General features: G+C 37.6%; 23 protein-coding genes. 6 read left to right on the forward strand and 17 right to left on the reverse strand.

All coding sequences use genetic code 11. From position 1 onward, the window contains the following. Positions 1-303 precede the first annotated feature (303 nt). The 4 genes from PL9214_RS00180 to PL9214_RS00195 form a co-directional block, all read right to left on the reverse strand. Positions 304-1,200, reverse strand: coding sequence for an alpha/beta fold hydrolase (locus PL9214_RS00180; protein ID WP_072716836.1), 897 nt, complete (start codon positions 1,198-1,200; stop codon positions 304-306). A gap of 161 nt (positions 1,201-1,361) precedes the next feature. After that, positions 1,362-1,577: a hypothetical protein gene (locus PL9214_RS00185; RefSeq protein ID WP_072716837.1), complete on the reverse strand. Its 216-nt coding sequence runs from the start codon at positions 1,575-1,577 to the stop codon at positions 1,362-1,364. A gap of 289 nt (positions 1,578-1,866) precedes the next feature. Then, positions 1,867-3,852 carry an FHA domain-containing protein gene (locus PL9214_RS00190; RefSeq protein ID WP_072716838.1) on the reverse strand — a complete coding sequence of 662 codons (1,986 nt, stop codon included), beginning with the start codon at positions 3,850-3,852 and terminating at the stop codon, positions 1,867-1,869. A 33-nt stretch (positions 3,853-3,885) separates the two neighbouring features. Then, entirely contained in the window at positions 3,886-4,422 is a 537-nt protein-coding gene (locus tag PL9214_RS00195; protein ID WP_072716839.1) for an FHA domain-containing protein, read from the reverse strand. Positions 4,423-4,657: 235 nt separating this feature from the next. Here PL9214_RS00195 and PL9214_RS00200 point away from each other — a divergent pair, with 235 nt between their 5' ends. Further along, the gene (locus PL9214_RS00200; protein WP_072716896.1) at positions 4,658-5,527 is read left to right on the forward strand and encodes an SDR family oxidoreductase; all 870 of its coding nucleotides are present in this window, start codon (positions 4,658-4,660) and stop codon (positions 5,525-5,527) included. A 107-nt stretch (positions 5,528-5,634) separates the two neighbouring features. Here PL9214_RS00200 and PL9214_RS00205 read toward each other — a convergent pair whose 3' ends face one another. The 4 genes from PL9214_RS00205 to PL9214_RS00215 form a co-directional block, all read right to left on the reverse strand. After that, positions 5,635-6,348 (reverse strand): hypothetical protein, encoded by a 714-nt coding sequence (locus PL9214_RS00205; protein WP_139294917.1) that lies wholly within the window; start codon positions 6,346-6,348, stop codon positions 5,635-5,637. A gap of 238 nt (positions 6,349-6,586) precedes the next feature. Next, the gene (locus tag PL9214_RS00210; protein ID WP_186440266.1) at positions 6,587-6,838 is read right to left on the reverse strand and encodes a hypothetical protein; all 252 of its coding nucleotides are present in this window, start codon (positions 6,836-6,838) and stop codon (positions 6,587-6,589) included. Positions 6,839-6,849: 11 nt separating this feature from the next. Then, positions 6,850-6,993 carry a variant leucine-rich repeat-containing protein gene (locus PL9214_RS31020; protein ID WP_186440267.1) on the reverse strand — a complete coding sequence of 48 codons (144 nt, stop codon included), beginning with the start codon at positions 6,991-6,993 and terminating at the stop codon, positions 6,850-6,852. Positions 6,994-7,034: 41 nt separating this feature from the next. After that, positions 7,035-7,436 carry a response regulator gene (locus tag PL9214_RS00215; RefSeq protein ID WP_072716897.1) on the reverse strand — a complete coding sequence of 134 codons (402 nt, stop codon included), beginning with the start codon at positions 7,434-7,436 and terminating at the stop codon, positions 7,035-7,037. A 338-nt stretch (positions 7,437-7,774) separates the two neighbouring features. On the opposite strand from PL9214_RS00215, the gene PL9214_RS00220 reads away from it, so the two are divergent. Continuing rightward, complete coding sequence (locus PL9214_RS00220; RefSeq protein ID WP_072716842.1) at positions 7,775-8,188, forward strand: hypothetical protein; 414 nt, start codon at positions 7,775-7,777, stop codon at positions 8,186-8,188. Between the two features lie 45 nt (positions 8,189-8,233). On the opposite strand, the gene PL9214_RS00225 is transcribed toward PL9214_RS00220, so the two are convergent. Continuing rightward, positions 8,234-8,917: a PDDEXK family nuclease gene (locus PL9214_RS00225; protein ID WP_072716843.1), complete on the reverse strand. Its 684-nt coding sequence runs from the start codon at positions 8,915-8,917 to the stop codon at positions 8,234-8,236. A 17-nt stretch (positions 8,918-8,934) separates the two neighbouring features. Beyond that, entirely contained in the window at positions 8,935-9,285 is a 351-nt protein-coding gene (locus PL9214_RS00230; protein WP_072716844.1) for a hypothetical protein, read from the reverse strand. 343 nt (positions 9,286-9,628) lie between these two features. On the opposite strand from PL9214_RS00230, the gene PL9214_RS00235 reads away from it, so the two are divergent. From PL9214_RS00235 to PL9214_RS00250, 4 genes are all read left to right on the forward strand, one after another. Then, positions 9,629-9,877: a hypothetical protein gene (locus PL9214_RS00235; RefSeq protein ID WP_072716845.1), complete on the forward strand. Its 249-nt coding sequence runs from the start codon at positions 9,629-9,631 to the stop codon at positions 9,875-9,877. Beyond that, positions 9,874-10,290, forward strand: coding sequence for a type II toxin-antitoxin system VapC family toxin (locus PL9214_RS00240; protein WP_072716846.1), 417 nt, complete (start codon positions 9,874-9,876; stop codon positions 10,288-10,290). Before PL9214_RS00235 ends, PL9214_RS00240 begins: the two co-directional genes overlap by 4 nt. Positions 10,291-10,436: 146 nt before the next feature. Next, positions 10,437-10,796 carry a restriction endonuclease subunit S domain-containing protein gene (locus PL9214_RS00245; RefSeq protein ID WP_072716847.1) on the forward strand — a complete coding sequence of 120 codons (360 nt, stop codon included), beginning with the start codon at positions 10,437-10,439 and terminating at the stop codon, positions 10,794-10,796. Beyond that, positions 10,793-11,218 (forward strand): HNH endonuclease, encoded by a 426-nt coding sequence (locus PL9214_RS00250; protein ID WP_072716848.1) that lies wholly within the window; start codon positions 10,793-10,795, stop codon positions 11,216-11,218. Before PL9214_RS00245 ends, PL9214_RS00250 begins: the two co-directional genes overlap by 4 nt. Before the next feature lie 208 nt (positions 11,219-11,426). On the opposite strand, the gene PL9214_RS00255 is transcribed toward PL9214_RS00250, so the two are convergent. The 7 genes from PL9214_RS00255 to PL9214_RS00280 form a co-directional block, all read right to left on the reverse strand. After that, complete coding sequence (locus PL9214_RS00255; protein ID WP_072716849.1) at positions 11,427-11,825, reverse strand: helix-turn-helix domain-containing protein; 399 nt, start codon at positions 11,823-11,825, stop codon at positions 11,427-11,429. After that, the gene (locus PL9214_RS00260) at positions 11,809-12,111 is read right to left on the reverse strand and encodes a type II toxin-antitoxin system HigB family toxin (protein WP_072716850.1); all 303 of its coding nucleotides are present in this window, start codon (positions 12,109-12,111) and stop codon (positions 11,809-11,811) included. The genes PL9214_RS00255 and PL9214_RS00260 overlap by 17 nt, the downstream gene beginning before the upstream one ends. Positions 12,112-12,522: 411 nt before the next feature. Continuing rightward, the gene (locus tag PL9214_RS00265) at positions 12,523-12,909 is read right to left on the reverse strand and encodes a type II toxin-antitoxin system VapC family toxin (protein ID WP_072716851.1); all 387 of its coding nucleotides are present in this window, start codon (positions 12,907-12,909) and stop codon (positions 12,523-12,525) included. 1 nt (position 12,910) lies between these two features. After that, positions 12,911-13,135, reverse strand: a complete 225-nt coding sequence (locus PL9214_RS00270) for a hypothetical protein (protein ID WP_072716852.1) — start codon at positions 13,133-13,135, stop codon at positions 12,911-12,913. A 97-nt stretch (positions 13,136-13,232) separates the two neighbouring features. Further along, positions 13,233-16,208, reverse strand: coding sequence for an L-glutamate gamma-semialdehyde dehydrogenase (gene pruA, locus PL9214_RS00275; RefSeq protein WP_072716853.1), 2,976 nt, complete (start codon positions 16,206-16,208; stop codon positions 13,233-13,235). A 137-nt stretch (positions 16,209-16,345) separates the two neighbouring features. Further along, the gene (locus PL9214_RS31025; RefSeq protein ID WP_186440268.1) at positions 16,346-16,492 is read right to left on the reverse strand and encodes a hypothetical protein; all 147 of its coding nucleotides are present in this window, start codon (positions 16,490-16,492) and stop codon (positions 16,346-16,348) included. Further along, complete coding sequence (locus tag PL9214_RS00280; protein ID WP_072716854.1) at positions 16,486-16,959, reverse strand: hypothetical protein; 474 nt, start codon at positions 16,957-16,959, stop codon at positions 16,486-16,488. Before PL9214_RS00280 ends, PL9214_RS31025 begins: the two co-directional genes overlap by 7 nt. Positions 16,960-17,152: the final 193 nt, after the last annotated feature.

A 17,152-nucleotide genomic window follows, 5' to 3' on the forward strand; every position in this document is an offset into this window, starting at 1 on the left:
CAACTAAACCCTGGAAACCTTGATCCACTGTAAACTATTTCTCAATTAGTCACCTTATTGGTTTTTCATTCCTATGGAGACGAATTGACTGATCCAAACGATCATAAACCTGCCATTGCCAGCGATCATTGCTGTTGTGTTCAAGATTGTAATATTGCTCAACATCGAACACCTCACAGAAGATTAGCTCAATATATATAGGTATTTGCCCTAACATGAACAATTATTAGCTTTTTAGCTACTGTTGCTCTCCCTTCAGTTGCCAGAAGTAGGATCTTCCGGCGAGAGCAGCCTAACCTATGCCTAGGGAGTTAAATTTTTGGCAAAATCTAAAATATGTTGTGCTGTAATTTCAGGTTGTTCTAAATGGGGAACATGACCCGAATTTTTAATCCAAATTAATTGAGAATGGGGAATGGCTTTTTCAAATTTATAAGCATCAGCCGTTCCTAATATTTTATCATTATCTCCCCATAAAATCAAGGTTGGTTGTTGAATATCATTTAACTCATTACCAAACTTTCCATATCCTCCCGTTTTACTAAACCGAATTAACGCTTGATTCCAGCCCATCGCTTCTAAATGCAAAGCAGCACAAAGTTGAGCATCTAAAGACGCAAAGCTTTTATCAAAATAAGCACTTTCACTAATGGCTTGACGAACTTTAGGATTTCTCAAAAATTCTGTCGCTAAATAATCAAAGGGAGGTAATAAAAATTTACCCATCACTGGCCCTGGTTTCATTCCAGCACTATCTAATAATACGATGGATTTCACGGCTGCGGGATACCATAAGGCAAAATCTAACGCAACTGCACCCCCCATTGATGCTCCGACTAAAATAACAGGTTGATTAATTAAGGTTTCCCAAAAGGAATATAAATGAGTCACAATTTCCGATCGCTTAAACTGAAATTCTGCGCCCCGTTCTGTGAATCCAAAACCTAAAATATCTAAGCTCCAGGTTTCCTGCTCTGTGGCTAACAACGGCAATAATCGCCGATATTCAAAAGAAGAACTATCAAACCCATGAATTAATAAAATGGGGGTTCCTCCCGTTCCTTGATGAATATAGACCGTTTGAATCGGTTGCTCTCGTAGAGGGGTAGAAATTGCCTTACATTTGAGATTTTGAGCAAAAGCGATAGAAGTTGCTTCAGTTAACCTTTGTACAGACTGGGGTAGAAAACTCGGAAACATATTTAGCCGCAATGAGGGTCTGTTTAATTCTATAGCAGGGAACAGGGAACAGGGAACAGGGAACAGGAATAGAAATAATTTTTGAGATCAAAAAATTAGAGCCATGTTCTGGGTTTGTCGAGTTCACAAAACATGGCTCTATTATTGATTTCAGGTTGAATTTAGGCAAGTGCAGAGACTTCATTAACGATTTCAATTTTTCCCCGAAGGAGTGATCTCAACATCCGGTCAATACATCGGCGTTCTTCTTCGGATAAGGATTCGTCTAAAATTGCAGCCATCAATCCATAGCGGTCAGCTTGGGTTAAGGAATGGGTATGGGCTGTGGTTGCCAGCATTTCTATAATCGCACCGGGTAAAAGATTAAGGTTAGGCATCATGGTTAGAGATTGAACTCGACACTTTTATCATCCCCCGTTTGTCAAATTAGAGTAGTGATTGATTAACGTTGCGTAGGTGATTCTTCGGAAACTATCTTGTGATTGATGTCACTTCCAGGGGTTTTGGCCCTTATCTTCTCTAAGATAAAGATTATATTGCCCTATCTTCCTCAAAAGATTACAGTTTGTTAAGCGATATGAGGGGTTATACCCATCATTAAGCTATACTCAAGATCATAAGTAGATGCACCCTGGCAAGCGCCCTTCATTCGTTGGGCGTGTTTTTTTAATTAGGGGGTTGATTATTAACCCATTTGAACCATTGCCACAGGGAGTGCCATCCCGTCAATTTGCGTAAGCTTGGTGTTGAAAGAGAAGCTAAATTTTCAACAGAAACTAAGGCAGCATATTGTAACCCTAAAAAGCTATCAACTGCCGCATAGGGCCCCCCTAAAGTGATTGCACCTACGGCATACATACGACCCCCAAAACCCTCTCCAGAACTATTAGAATTTCGCATTTCTACTAATTCAAAATCATTGGCAACACTCAAGCGTCCTAAAGTATTTAAGGGTAAATTGTAATGCGTCACTAAATCATTTAAGAAAGGATTTGTATTGACTTTGGCATCTAATCCTGTGGCATCAATAATAAAATCGGCTTCCAACTGAAGGTTAGCATTTAACCCATGTTCTCGAATGGTGGTTAACGTGCGACCTTGAGGCGTGGGTTCCACTCGTTCAACGGTTCCAAATGTAATGCGATACCACCCTTGGCGCAGCCCTTGATTAACAATATTTTGCCAATCTTTTCGGGGGGCGGTGGTTGTTCCTCCCCACTGTTCTAAAAGTTTTAACCGAGCTTGAGGGTTAGCAGCTTCTAATTGTTGCCGTAAGTCACCTCCCCAACAAGATTTAGGCCAGTTAAAGGGTTGAAATTCAAAATGATTTTCAACGGTTCGTTTTGCCTTTTCAAATTGATTTCCTTGGGCTTTAGGCGATCGCATTAAATGAAGAATTTGGATTTGAGAATTTTTCTGTCTAGCTTCATAAAGTCGCTGTAAAATTCGAGAGGCAACAATCCCTCGACCCCTAATAATTACGGTTCCCCCTGATTGTTCTAACTTCTCATAAATATAGTCATGATTTTCATAGGCATTCACAACGGTTTTAAAATCTTTAGTTTGTTCTCGATAAGCTTGTAAATCCGGGAGAAATTGAATGGCTGGATAGCCTGTGGCAATCTGAACATATCTAGCGAGGATAAAGCCATGGTCTCGACGATTTTCGGTAGAACGGGAATAGGCGATCGCATAACGGCCATCGGTCATTTTCCGAATACTTTTGACTCGTCCATAACGATACATTTGTGACCACTGAATTCGATGCGCTTCTCGATCAATTGAATTAAAAACATCTCCTGAACGGGGGGTATAGGTTTCGGCAAAGGTAGGTTCTGCAAACACTTGCCACAGCAGTTTTAAGGCTGTTAAAAATTGCCCTTGTCTGGCTTCTGTATAAGCTTCGCGTAAGGCATAACTCGGCCATCCCCAAATATTATCGGGACAAGAATCAGAGTTTGAGCGTAACCGTTCCTGGGGAGGGATTTGAGAATTTAAACACAATTGTTGATAATGGGTATAGGGTTTATTATCTATCCCTAATGCGATAATTTGATTCGATTTAATCCCAGAAATTCTTAATAAATCTACCCAGATAAAACTTCCTAATCCTGCCCCAATCGTGAGATAATCGATTTCATCCGTTGGTAATCCTAGGGTTTGTAATTGTTGTACAGAAATTTGTAAGGAATTTACAAAAGATTGAGGCGGGAAATTTTCTCGATTTGCTGATGAAACCGTGGAAGATGAGAGATCAGTATCCGGTAATTTCGTAGGCGGAGAAAACGAAATTTGAGATTGGTTTTGGGGGAGAGTGTTAAAAGAATTGGTGACTAAAGAAAGGGTAATATTATAGTGAGCAATTTGTAAGAGATCTCCATCTTGAAGCACACAACGGGTTTGAGGAATTCCATTGACTAAAATTCCATTACGGCTTCCCGTATCCGTTAACATTAACGTTCCGTTTTCCCAGGTAATTAACCCATGAAAACGGGACACTCTTTCGCCATTTAAAACAAGACGAGAAACTCGTTCTCCATTAACCGTAGAAGGCATTCGTTCAAAAACCCGTCCTAATGCGATGGGAGGCGTTAGAACTGGGGTTCGCCATTCTCCTGTTTCTAAGTTTTGCCAACTCAGTCGAATTTGCATCCGTTTTTTAGTTTCGATTTCGAGGGTTATAGTTTAATGTTCAGTGGATAAAACCACGCTAATTGCTGAGGCTAACGACGTTCCACACCAAGGACACCCTGAATTTAACTGTTGATAAGAGGAAACGTGATCACATTTGGGACACTGTAAACCATATTGTACAGGATTTGGATAAAAAATTGCTTGAGAGTTTGGTTCATTTGGGGAAAATAATTGGGTTGGGGGAATTAAAAAAGGTTCTAAAGAAACTGCGGTAACTTCCAGTTGTTGCTGTCCTAATTGGATATGGCTGCCGAGGCTTAAAAGAACTTCACCCGTTATTAACTTTTGATAATTAATTAAAGGAGGATTTGTATCTCGTAGATTTTTCAAATAGAAATTCTGTTTAGCTTGATTAAAATAAATTTCAATATGTAATCCTGATACCGTTGGATGGGATAATACAATATCGCAACGTGTTGGATCTCGTCCAATGCGAACCATTCCCGGATGTTGGGTGGGGTATTGATCATTCAGGGTTCGGGTACAGGACTGACCTGCTTCTGTCCAAGTTAGGGTTAATTCGTTCATGGGGATTAATCATTAAAATAACGATTTCTATTTCGGTTGACTGAATGAGATTTCGGGTTATTCTTAATTTTCAATTTTATCCTAGTTGGCTGATTCAAGGTATCTTGTTCATAAAAAATAATGTAAAATATTATTATCAGGGTTTGATTCTAATCAATTAATAGAGGAAGAAAGCGATCAGAATTTGCCCCTAAAGCCAATTTTATTAATGTATTTAATTTTAATTTTACCTGTTATGAATAAACTATTAATTACAGGAGCAAGCGGTTTTTTGGGATGGCATCTTTGCCAACTGGCTCAAGCTCAATGGCAAGTTTATGGAATTACCCATTCTAAAACTATTAATATTCCTAATATTAATTTAATTCAAGCTGATTTAACAGATGAGCAAGCTCTTAAAACCATGTTTCAAGAGATACAACCGGATGCAGTGATCCATGCGGGGGCTCAATCTCAACCCAATTTTTGTCAACAATATCCTGAACTCTCTCATCAAATTAATGTTACAGTTTCCCTTCTAATTGCTAACTTCTGTGCAGATTTAAATATTCCTTGTGTATTTACATCAACAGATTTAGTTTTTAATGGGTTAAATCCACCCTATCGGGAAACTGATCCGGTTTCTCCAGTGAGTTATTATGGAGAGCAAAAAGTATTAGCTGAACAGGGAATGTTAGAACGATACCCCAGAACAGCAATTTGCAGAATGCCGTTAATGTTTGGGAATGTTCCTCCCCATGCAACCAATTTTATTCAACCGTTTATTCAAGCTCTAAAAGACGGAAAAGAGTTAAAGTTATTTGTCGATGAATTTAGAACTCCCGTGAGTGGAACAACCGCAGCAAAGGGATTATTATTAGCGTTAGAAAAAACTCAAGGAATTCTTCATTTAGGCGGGAAAGAACGTCTCTCTCGTTATGAATTGGGAAAACTCATGGCTGAGATTTTAGAGCTTCCTGCTGATTTGATTAAACCTTGTTCTCAAGCAGAGATTAAAATGTCTGCACCCCGTCCTCCTGATGTTTCTTTAGAAAGTTCTAAAGCGTTTAATTTAGGATATCAACCCTTATCTATTCGAGAGGAATTACAACTTTTAAACCGTTGATCATCATCAAATTTCACGTAGAGACGTGCCATGGCACGTCTCTACACTAGACTGCTTTCTATCATCTTGAAGTCCTGGGATAATTAATGATATTCTGCTATAATAGTTTAAGCAGGAATGATCGATGATTTTGAATACCCTTGTAATTGAAGTTTAGCTACTTCCTGAACTTGAGAATGAGGATCAATAGCTAGGGTTTTTAAGACAGAAATGGGGGTATTGGGGTGTTGAGCGATCGCATATTTAACCAACCAAGAATTAGAATATTGAACCTGTTCTATTATTGTTGATAAGAGTGATGGAGACGTTTGAGAATCTAATAAAACAATCGCACGAATCACCGGAGGGGAAGTTTTAGCATAATAGGCAATTAAATGTCCTACTCCTTCTGGAGTTTGAGCTAAAGATTGAGCAGCAATTGTCCTAATTTGGGCTTCAATATCATATAATAACCCTTGTAAAATTACCGTTGGGGTCTGGGAATGAGCCGCTAATAACAGACGATTTTCATGGGAACATTCTGATAGTTGTTTCCATAATAGCCCAGGTTTATTACAATCAGTAGCAATTTCTAAGATATCCAAAAAATTATTTTTTTTTGCTACCTTTTTAAGAGGTGCTTCCAACAAGCTTAGTGATGGTTTTAAATAGCGAATATTATTTACTCTTCCGTTAAGATTTAATCCATCAATCATAAAATTAGGGAGTAACTCTAGTTGAAATAACTGATCTAAATAATTGCTATCCTCCGACCCATTGTGATAGAGTTCTGCTCGATCAATTAATTCTTTTTTTACAGATTCATTAAACCCTGACATCATAATACTACCCCTTTGTGTGATTAGGATTCATAAAAATGGTGTTAAATTTAGAGAAAAGATGAAGGATAAAAAACAAGGATTATTAGAGGTACAAAAGTCTATATTTAACCTTTCAATACCACTAATTTAGTGTGAAATTGAGGACTGAAGGGATTAAATTAAGGGGGAGATAGAGGAAATTCAGTCTTCCCTGATTTCTCAGTGAATCAATGAGGATTTGATGAAAGTTTTAATACAGCTAAAACATTGGGATTTGGATGGTTAGCCGCCCATTAAAAAAACTATCTGGGGCTGTCTTCAACTGAACCAAAAGACAAATCGTTGAGAGGGGAATTTGATATAATAATGGGGAATCTGTTGAACATAAAATCGAAAACTGAGAATTACTCAAAACCGGTTTAGGAAACTCATTGAGTAATTCAAGTAAGGTTTCTCCAGGGGTATTTGGATTAGTCGCAACCAGATGGCGAGTTGCCACGTCCACACTCATTCCCAAGGCTTTTAACACCTCTGGGGGGCATTAGAATTATTGGCAACCAGTCGCGCTAATTCTATACTTTGTTGAGCAAGTTCGACTAAACGTTCGCCAGAAGTTGTCGGGTTTGCTGCTTCATGTTGAAGAATAATGCACTCTGGTAAGATCATGATGTTGACAACGTTTAGGCGTTAAAAAATTAACATCACCTTTAATCGTCTACAGGTAATTTAGATTTAATTTGTTCGACAAAGGCTTTATGATCAACAACAGGTTTAGGAATATAATCATCAGCACCACTTTGGGCTAAAAAGTTTTCTCGATCACCTGTTGTCGCATGGGCAGTGACTAAAATAACGGGTAGTTTTGCTGTTTCTGGGTTGGCTTTTAACATTTGGGTAATTTTAATCCCATCAACGGCTTTCCCGTCGTAATAACTATTCGTTAAAGACACATCCATTAAAATTAGATCGGCTTGTTTATTAACCGCCATTTGCATCACGGTTTCCACATCTTCGGTGTGTTTAGCCACTAACCCACCCCGTCTTGTTAAAATTCGTTCAAAGACTTTCCAATTAATAATATTGTCTTCAACCACCAAAACGGTTCTCATCATGGTCTTGCCCCTCCAATAAACCCAATTTCATCTATCCATCTATACCTTAAGTGTGTTCTATAACCGTCAAACCGTCGATAGGGATAAGTTCAGGAGTTTTTAAATTCTTCTTGTGACGGGATACAATCTTTCTCAGCAAGTCAGGCTAGAAAAGGATAGAAAAGTTCAGGATTGCATCGTCACAAAGACGTGGAATAGGTATTTTCTATGTTAAGCGGGTGGGGGGAAATTTTCTCTTGAATTGTTAAAAGATCCTAAACACACTGCGTTTTATATTGAAACGTGCTTAGAGGAACAGCATCCCTGGTCTACTTAATTAATCAACGTTAAAATCTATGAACACTTTATTAGAAAATAAATTTTTACAAGCAATCAATATTTGCCAATCTTTAACAGAGTGGAAATCTAAACCCACTGATTTAACCTTTCAAGCCATTGAACTATTTTGTGAGGTTGCACAGTCTCCGAGTCATTTTTTACGTTTAGCAAAAAACTATTCTCAAGAAACTCAATTAGCATCCCAAGCCCTATATGAATATGCTACAACTGTTGATAACTGGCGAGTTGATTGTGAATTAGGATTTGGAGTTAAAGATCATTGTACAATTCTAAACTTCTTTCTAAATATTTATACTCATGATTTTCATTATTTTACAGGAAATTTTAACAGTCCTGAACAAATTAATGAACTACTTCAGGATTGGAAACAAATCGATTTAACAGCAGTTTCATTTATGTTACAATATTAATAGAAAAGATACATCAATTAAGATTTATTATCATGAAGTCGGTTTCTAGTTTGGTCTCGGCTTATTATTAATACCTTGTCTAAGCCAAAAGAGTTTATCAATTATTAATTCTTCAAAAATAGATAATTCATTATTGATTGATAACTTTGATTCATTAATTTCTCTATGTCGTGAGTATCGATCTAAAAATCCTTCTTTTTCCAAAACCTCTAATAAAATCTCTTTTATACTTATTAATTCATTTTTTCTATATGCTTTTGCTTTATATATAGCTGTTGTCAAACAAGATCCCATGAAATATTGATTTTTATTTATAGGTGAATTAAAAATAAAATTATAGATTTGATTAATTGATATGTGTGCAGATTTTTTACTCCCTGGACTAAAGAGAAAGACAAAAGACTGAGTTGGTTGCCATTCCTTTCCAAAAAGGTCAATTTCAGGAAATGATATTAAAATGCAGGCAAAACAATTAGTTTGATCAGCTACAGTTTGAATTTTATCTATTGCTTCACTTGAAGGAAATTTTGGTTTTATTTCTATCCATAAATTTACATTCTTTAAATGAAAATCAGGTAGATACCAGCCATATTTTGTATCAAATCTCTGGCTTTCATACTGATATTGAATTTTCAAATAATCAAATAAAATTGCCCATTTAGCTTCTAAAAGTGATCTAAAGATATAACCATTATAGTAAGTTAACTTACTAACAACTTCGTCGCTCATAAGTTGATAAACTCCTATTAACTAGCATACTGCTCTTGAAGTTGATCATTTTGTTTATCGTTTTGCTCAATTAAATCTACTGGCTGTTGTGATTTTAAAAACCTTTTAATTTCTATAGGAGAGTAACCGTAGTGAGAAGCAGCTTCTATAAAATTGTCTGGATAATTCTTAAATAATAGTTGTAGAGAAGCACTCTTGGTTTCAGCTATTGAAAAATAGCCATTTTTGATCAAACTTTCTTTATATAAAAAATTTCTAATCTCAACGTGAGAGTATCCTAACAATAGGGCTGCATCTCTAAAAGCCATCTCACCATGAGCTTTGTAAGCTTTCCATAAAGTACCTAGTGGGATCAGTAGGTTTTTCATAGCACCAATTTCAAACTAGCTTCAAGTTTGATTATACGTTATCTACCTAAAAAAAACAAGGTAGGTAAACTCAGACATTCAACCACTTAATACGCATCTTCACCTGAATAGGCGATCATTTGTCTCATGAGCTATCCACCTTTTTTTTCAATTATAATGTGATCGCCCTTTTTACAAGAGCGATCGCTTTTTAATGCGCTAAAGCTCAACTACGGGGTGGGATTGCCCTTTAACTCAAAAAGAGCGATCGCTTTTCTGGCTGGTTCATGTGTAGGAATGCGATCGCCTCTGCTACAATTTACTAAGATACTATAATTAACTTACATTAATCAATAAAAACACTATGACAACCAAAGAAGTAATTCTACAAGAATTAGAACAAATTACCCCTTCTCAACTGGATGAGGTATTAGATTTCATTCGCTCTCTTAAGCAAACTGTTAAACCGACTGAGAAAGCTTATAAACCCATTTGGGAAGTAGCAGATGATATTATTAAAGATATTCCTGAAGAAGTTATAAGTCAATTACCAAAAGACGGGGCAGAAAATCATGATTTTTACTTGTCTAAAAACCTCCATCAAGAATTATGAAAACTCTTTTTGTCGATACGTTTTATTGGGTCGCTTTAATTAATGTGGCTGACTCATGGCATCAGTCCGTTAGAGATTATAGTCGCAATCTCAATAATATTAAATTGGTGACAACAGAAGAAGTATTAATAGAAACGATTAATTTTTTTGCCTCTTTTCCATCCCCTATGAAAAAAGCAGTTTTTCAGTTAATTACCCAAGTTCTCGCTGATCAGAATATAACTGTTATTCCTCAAAGCCATCAATCTTTTACCGCAGGTTTAGAGTTATTTAGTCAACGATTTGATAAAGGATACAGTTTAACAGATTGTATTTCTATGGTAACGATGAATCAACTTAATATTACTGAAGTTTTAACCCATGATAAGCACTTTCAACAAGAAGGTTTTATCATTTTATTTAAGCAGAGTTGAATTATCAATTGCGATCGCCGTTTACCTTAAAAAGAATGATCGCTTTTCTGACTGGTTCATGTGTTGGAATGCGATCGCCTCTGATACAATTTACTAAGATGCTATAATTAACTTACATTTCTCTTTAAGTGTTGCAAAGCTCGATCATGCAGATTAAAGTCGAAGTTCCCGATGAATTGGCGATGCGGTTAAGTCCACTGCAAGAGCAGTTAACACAAATTTTAGAACTGGGTTTGCGGGAATGGAGTGCAGATGCTCAATCTGGATTTTCTGGGTTGGCAGATGTATTAGAATTCCTGGCAAATCTTCCGACTCCAGAGGAAATTTTGGCGTTGAAGCCGTCGGAAGCATTACAACAACATATTAACAATTTGCTAGAAAAAAATAGAACCGTTGGGTTGACGGCTGAAGAGGAACGATCATGGCAACAATATGAATATATTGAACATTTGGTGCGGGTGGCTAAGGCTAAAGCATTGCTAAAACTTAACACAGCTAAAAAATGAGTAAGGCTTATGTTTCTGCTGCTCTCAAACGCTTGGTTTGTAATCGCGCTAATTTTGCTTGTGAGTATTGTTTGATGCCAGAAATTTCTGTTTTTGTACCCCATGAAATCGATCATATTATTGCAGAAAAGCACGGCGGACAAACGAACGAAAATAATTTGGCGTTGGCTTGTACAATCTGCAACAAATATAAAGGAAGCGATCTGGCTTCAATCGATCCCATGAATGGGGAAATTGTGAGATTGTATCATCCTCGTCGTGATCGCTGGCGGGAGCATTTTAAATTAGAAAAAGGCGAAATTATCCCGTTAACTGCGATTGCACGAGTGACCGTAAAATTGTTACAGATAAATCGTCCAGAGCGAGTTGAGGAACGAAGGTTACTATCACAAGCAAATATTTTGGATATTCCAGAATTCTAATTTTACTATAAAAAGTAGGTTAGATTGAGCTTCATTTTTCTAGGTTTTGTCTTTCTTCTGGTGTTAATGAAGAAATAATTTGAACTAAAGAATCGATGAGTTTATGGTTCATATTCTTTCAATTTCTCAATAATCTTATATTAATTATAGCGCGATCGCTCCCTTGTTTTCACACTTAAGTGCCACTAAAGATTGAATTAAAATTTAACTAAATAAATAAGTTGATCGAAACTTGAAAATAATCAGCCAGTGCTTTTGCTTGCACCTTACTAATAGAACGTTTACCATTAACAACTTCAGAGACAACATCACTTGAGCCAATAGCACCAACTAAATCGCTTTCACAAGTTCCACTCATTTCCATCAAATGTTGTAAGATCTCGTAGGGTGTAGACTCATCGATGGGATACTGTTCTGATTCGTAGGTTTCAACTAACTGAACCAGCAATTTTAATAACGCTCGTTCTTCAGGGGTGCGAGTTTTAGCAAAGGTTAATCGTTCAACAATGGCTAAAATACGATCATACTCCTCCTCCGTTTCAATCACTTGAGGAGTGACTTCAGCTAACAGATTGCTATAAACAGTTTTATCAATAGTAAGGGTCATTTTTCCACTTGCCTTTGTCATATTCGGCATGAGTCAGAAAATATTTGTAGTAAACGATCTGTTCTTCGTAGTCGATACCTACAATTAATCGATAATTGTTACCTTTGATGTTAAATACAGTAAAATTACTCACGGCTTCAGCATCTCGGTAAATTTTACGAACATCTTCTAAGTTCTTCCAATTGGCTTTTTTGACAACTGCATACCAATCATCAATCTGCTTTTTCACATCAGGATATTTTGCAGTATCAGTACGCAGATTCCGTATTGAGATTAAATGGAACATAATCTTTAAATTCAATTATATTTTTCATAGTCTTACCAAATAACTTCTCTGAATTTATTTTAATTGTACCATTTATTCAATGTATCGTCAAGTCTTTACAGTTATTATTGACCATTAGGTTTACTATAATTCTTTAAATCCTCTCGATTTTTCCACTAATTCTTGTTATAGGCTTTGTCTTTCTTTTGGTGTTAATGAAGAAATAATTTGAACTAAAGAATCGATGATTTTATGGTTTATATTCTTTTAATTCCTCAATAATTTTATATTAATTAGAGCGCGATCGCTCTTTTAAAAAGGGCGATCACTTTTTAATGCGCTAAAGCGCAACTACGAAGTTATTCGACACCTTCAATGGGGGCAAAACCTTGACGTTGAATGTTTTTGGTAATATGACGGCGTTCATTAAAGTTAAGGATAAGGTAACAAATTTACTTCTGTAATAAAACGATAATCACTCTGATTTTTAGTGAGGAGAGGGATATTAAAACTAATGGCTGTCGCAGCTATTAACGCATCAGGAATTAATAAACCATGACTGAGGCGGTATTGCCTCAATAGTTCAACAGCTTGATCCGAAATAGATTCATTAATTTTAAGAATTACATAGTTGTTTAAAAAAACAGTTAATTTTTGCTGTTCAGATTTATTGCGACAACCGACCATTAATTCCATCTCTGTCACCACACTAATTGACAACAAGGCTGTGTGGGATTCATCTTGAAGTCGATTAATAGCGGGTTCAATTCCCCGAAATACATCAATTAAGATATCTGTATCAATTAAAATTTGCTTCATGCTAACCCATCCATTCTTGCTTTCTCATTTGACGAACCCATGCTGAACTATCTTGTAAATCTTCTCGATCTTTCCACATTCCCACGCAAGGATCATCTTTAATAGAAATAAAAGACTGTTGAATTGAGGGTTGTTGACTGGCTAATTGTTTTTCTAGGGTTTGCCTTTCTTCCGGTGTTAATGAAGAAATGATTTGAACTAAAGAATCGATGAGTTTATGGTTCATATTCTTTCAATTCCTCAATAATCCTATATTAATTATAGCGCGATCGCCCTTAAAAAAAAGCGATCGCTTTTTAATGCGCTAAAGCGCAACAACGGGGTTATTCAACACCTTCAATGGGGGCAAAACCTTGACGTTGAATGTTTTCGGTGATGTGACGGGGTTCTAAGAACTGTAATAAATAATCGGGGCCACCCGCCTTAGAACCCACACCGGAAAGTTTAAACCCGCCGAAGGGTTGGCGAGAAACAATAGCCCCCGTAATGCCTCGGTTAATGTACAAATTTCCCACTTCAAATTCAGCTTTTGCCTTCTGAATATGGGACGGAGTTCTGGAATATAAACCCCCCGTTAAAGCAAAATTAGTGCCATTGGCAATATCCAACGCTTCCTCAAAATTTTGAGCTTTGATCACCGCTAAAACCGGGCCAAAAATTTCCTCTTGGGCGATTTTTGCCGTCGGTAAAACATTAATAAAAACCGTTGGCCCCACAAAATAACCCGTTTCCGGTGCCGCAACTTGGATCGCTAATTCTGCTTCTTGTTTGCCAATCTCAATATACTCTTTAATCTTCTGTTGAGCATTGGCATCAATCACCGGGCCAACCTGGGTACTGGGTAACACCGCATTCCCCACATTTAAAGACCGCACTGCCTCTGTTAACCGCTTGACAAATGCCTCATAAACAGGTTCTAACACCACCACACGGGAACAGGCGGAACATTTTTGACCCGTATACCCAAAGGCAGAATACACCACACCTGCCACTGCTTGGTCAAGGTCGGCACTTTCATCAACGATAATGGCATTTTTGCCCCCCATTTCCGCAATCACCCGTTTCAGGTGTTTCTGTCCGGGTTTGAGTAGTGCCGCTTCAGCATAAATGCGACATCCCACCTCCTGGGAACCCGTGAAGGTAATCATGTGAACGTCCGGGTGTTGTACCATGTAGGAACCCACCGTTGAGCCTTTTCCGGGTACAAATTGGAACACACCCGCCGGAATACCCGCCTCTACTAATACTTCGGTAATTTTCACGGCGATCACCGATGACACTTCCGCAGGCTTCAATAACGTGCAGTTCCCCGTAACTAAGGATGCGACCGTCATCCCAACGGGAATGGCCAGGGGGAAATTCCAGGGGGAAATAATCACCGAAATGCCACGGGGTTGATAGTTGTAACGGTTGGTTTCGCCAGCAGTGTCATACTGGTAGCCCTGATCCAAACGTTCCATTTCATCGGCATAATAACGACAGAAATCAATCGCCTCGGACACTTCTGCATCCCCTTGATGTAGGGGTTTTCCGACTTCAAACGCCATCCAAGCACATAATTCCGCCCGCCGTTGTTCAAACAGTTCGGCGGCTTTTCGTAGCACACCTGCCCGTTCTCGGACTGGAGTATGCCGCCATGCTGGAAAGGCAGCTTTCGCGGCTTGAATGGCGGTTTCCGCTTGTTCAACGCTAATTAACCCGACTTTCCCCACAATTTCTGAGGGGTTAGAGGGGTTTAAGGAGTCTATCATTTGGGCGGTATTAATATATTGACCATTAATTAACGGTTGATAGGTTTGTCCTAATTGTTGACGCACCATTTCTAACGCCCGTAACCCTTTATCCCGTAACGCAGCATTAGAAAAATCCGTATCGGCTGAATTTGGAAATACGGGTTTCCAAGTCTCAAAAATATTGCTATTCGGGTTATCTTTAGGGGCAGATAATAACTCTTCAACAGGGCGATTTTCTGAACTTTGACGCACAAAAGAACTATTGGCCGTATTTTCTAATAACCGCCGAATTAAATAGGACATTCCGGGTAATAAATCTCCATAGGGGCAATACATTCTCACCCGATATCCTTTTTGAACTAAGGCTTTAGCGAGTTGGTCGCCCATGCCATATAAAACCTGCATTTCAAAGGCACGACGAGGCACATTTAAGGTTTCTGCAATGGCGATCGCTCTGGCTTGAGAACGAACATTATGGCTACCAATAGCAGAATAAATATATTGATGATTTTCTAACATCAATTGAGTCAATCGTTCAAAATTAGCATCCGTTGCGGCCTTATCATTATAAACAGGTTGGGGCCAGTCATTTTGCATCGATTTAATGGTTTCTTGATCCCAATAAGCACCTTTCACCAATCGTATACTAACGGGATAACCTCGTAATTTTACCCATTCAATAATGCCTTCTAAATCCTTTTGAGACTCTCGTAAATAAGCTTGCACCGTCATGCCAATATCCGTGCGGCTGCGGAATTCTTCTTCCATCAACAGATTTTTTAAAATGCTGAAGGTTAAATCTTTATAGGCGTATTGTTCCATATCAAAATGCACCGCCGCCCCTAATTCTTTCGCCCGACGCAATAAAATTCGGATACGTTCTCCGACTTTTTCTTCACTTCCTTTTGCATCTAAGGGATCAAATTGAGAATAAAATGCCGTTAATTTAACGGAAACTTGAACTTTAGGAATGGGCTGTCCATCGGCTTCATCAATTTGGGGAATAGTTGACCATTTTTTAGCCGCATCGCTGAGACTTTCCATCAATTCTAAATAATTATTGAGATAAGATTGTGCCTCAGTTTCAGTAATAACGGCTTCCCCTAATAAATCAACCGTAAACGCCATTTTATCTTTGCGTAACTGTTCTAAAGTTTTAATAACTTTAGGAATATTAGCACCTGCAATATATTTTTGGGCTAAGGTTTCTACCGCAGGCGCTACCGTTGTCGCCGCTAGTTGTCCGGGGAGGGAGTCAGGGTTAGCAAAATTGAGTAATTTTTTGAGAACATCAGGAAGTTCGACTGCTTCTGTGGTCAGATATTCTTGTAAATGGGCTGCAATTTCTGGTTTACTTCGTAATGCGGGTAAACAATCAATAAAATGGAACAATTGCACTCGTAAACCGGGGTTTGACATTGCCCAGTCCATGAGTTTATCATCAAAGCGCATTTGGTCTTGTAACTGTCCGAACAATGAGCGCTTTTTCTCTTGGGTCGCTGCTAAAAGTTGTTTAGCAATCTCTTGTGTTTTGGCTTCGTAAGTGTCAGGATATTGTGCAACCACTGTTTAAAGTCTCCAATTCAGATAGAGCATGACAAAGGGGGGAAAATGTCAGGATATTCTGACAATTCTTTCCCCGCGTTAGTGTTTTGGTTCATTTCTTCTATTGTACGTCTAAAGGGGTGACTGGATTTATAGTATTAAATTAGATTTATAATTTGATTAACAATTCTATCAACATCTTGAATTAATAATCTAGCCTGAGTGATGGTAATTTGCTCATGAGGTGCTTTATAACTATCATCAGATTGAAACTCAGGATAGAGAAACTTTTCTCGATTTAGCACTCTCCATATACCGTTGCGCTATTTCTTGATAAATTTTCTTCGCACTCATAGACAATAATTCCCTGTTTAAATTCCTGTATTAATTCTGAATTAATATCAGCATAGTTAAAAATATGAAAAATAGGCATTAACAAGAATTCAACATAAAAGTCTGCAAAAACTTCTGATAATTCCCAAATAATTTGATTCTCAGGCTCAAAATTGCCTAAAATCCAAATATTAATTGTTTCCTGTTCATGTTTTTGGATAATGACATGAGGACTAATTTCTGACCGATAATAATTTTTATACAAATTTTCAACAATAATTAAATCAATCCCATGTAACTGCTTAATGATATTTATTTCAGCATAAATACTGTTGTTAATCCTTTGATAAAATCCCAGAAAATCATCAGGGTATGATTTCAAGGGAATTGTTACCCCCTTAATTGTATCTCTAATATTTTCTATATCAAGAACAACCATATCAACGCTCCTGATTAAACTAATGTATCTACTCATTATAAACGATAACATCAACCCAATCATTCTGTACCCTAATTCCCTGATTCCCTGGTTCTACCAGGGAATTAAAGTAGGAGGCTCTGCCTCCAATTAAAACAGCAGGCGGAGCCTGCAAAATAGTATTGCTAGGTGGAACCTAGCAACGAGATTAACA

This window comes from Planktothrix tepida PCC 9214 (genome assembly GCF_900009145.1).
Classification (GTDB): Bacteria; Cyanobacteriota; Cyanobacteriia; order Cyanobacteriales; family Microcoleaceae; genus Planktothrix; species Planktothrix tepida.

Excerpts from the sequence above, each read along its gene's own strand:
- PL9214_RS00180 (WP_072716836.1), bottom strand. The coding sequence starts at position 1,200 with ATGTTTCCGAGTTTTCTACCCCAGTCTGTACAAAGGTTAACTGAAGCA.
- PL9214_RS00185 (WP_072716837.1), bottom strand. The coding sequence starts at position 1,577 with ATGCCTAACCTTAATCTTTTACCCGGTGCGATTATAGAAATGCTGGCA.
- PL9214_RS00190 (WP_072716838.1), bottom strand. The coding sequence starts at position 3,852 with ATGCAAATTCGACTGAGTTGGCAAAACTTAGAAACAGGAGAATGGCGA.
- PL9214_RS00195 (WP_072716839.1), bottom strand. The coding sequence starts at position 4,422 with ATGAACGAATTAACCCTAACTTGGACAGAAGCAGGTCAGTCCTGTACC.
- PL9214_RS00200 (WP_072716896.1), top strand. The coding sequence starts at position 4,658 with ATGAATAAACTATTAATTACAGGAGCAAGCGGTTTTTTGGGATGGCAT.
- PL9214_RS00205 (WP_139294917.1), bottom strand. The coding sequence starts at position 6,348 with ATGATGTCAGGGTTTAATGAATCTGTAAAAAAAGAATTAATTGATCGA.
- PL9214_RS00210 (WP_186440266.1), bottom strand. The coding sequence starts at position 6,838 with ATGAGTGTGGACGTGGCAACTCGCCATCTGGTTGCGACTAATCCAAAT.
- PL9214_RS31020 (WP_186440267.1), bottom strand. The coding sequence starts at position 6,993 with ATGATCTTACCAGAGTGCATTATTCTTCAACATGAAGCAGCAAACCCG.
- PL9214_RS00215 (WP_072716897.1), bottom strand. The coding sequence starts at position 7,436 with ATGAGAACCGTTTTGGTGGTTGAAGACAATATTATTAATTGGAAAGTC.
- PL9214_RS00220 (WP_072716842.1), top strand. The coding sequence starts at position 7,775 with ATGAACACTTTATTAGAAAATAAATTTTTACAAGCAATCAATATTTGC.
- PL9214_RS00225 (WP_072716843.1), bottom strand. The coding sequence starts at position 8,917 with ATGAGCGACGAAGTTGTTAGTAAGTTAACTTACTATAATGGTTATATC.
- PL9214_RS00230 (WP_072716844.1), bottom strand. The coding sequence starts at position 9,285 with ATGAAAAACCTACTGATCCCACTAGGTACTTTATGGAAAGCTTACAAA.
- PL9214_RS00235 (WP_072716845.1), top strand. The coding sequence starts at position 9,629 with ATGACAACCAAAGAAGTAATTCTACAAGAATTAGAACAAATTACCCCT.
- PL9214_RS00240 (WP_072716846.1), top strand. The coding sequence starts at position 9,874 with ATGAAAACTCTTTTTGTCGATACGTTTTATTGGGTCGCTTTAATTAAT.
- PL9214_RS00245 (WP_072716847.1), top strand. The coding sequence starts at position 10,437 with ATGCAGATTAAAGTCGAAGTTCCCGATGAATTGGCGATGCGGTTAAGT.
- PL9214_RS00250 (WP_072716848.1), top strand. The coding sequence starts at position 10,793 with ATGAGTAAGGCTTATGTTTCTGCTGCTCTCAAACGCTTGGTTTGTAAT.
- PL9214_RS00255 (WP_072716849.1), bottom strand. The coding sequence starts at position 11,825 with ATGACCCTTACTATTGATAAAACTGTTTATAGCAATCTGTTAGCTGAA.
- PL9214_RS00260 (WP_072716850.1), bottom strand. The coding sequence starts at position 12,111 with ATGTTCCATTTAATCTCAATACGGAATCTGCGTACTGATACTGCAAAA.
- PL9214_RS00265 (WP_072716851.1), bottom strand. The coding sequence starts at position 12,909 with ATGAAGCAAATTTTAATTGATACAGATATCTTAATTGATGTATTTCGG.
- PL9214_RS00270 (WP_072716852.1), bottom strand. The coding sequence starts at position 13,135 with ATGAACCATAAACTCATCGATTCTTTAGTTCAAATCATTTCTTCATTA.
- PL9214_RS00280 (WP_072716854.1), bottom strand. The coding sequence starts at position 16,959 with ATGGTTGTTCTTGATATAGAAAATATTAGAGATACAATTAAGGGGGTA.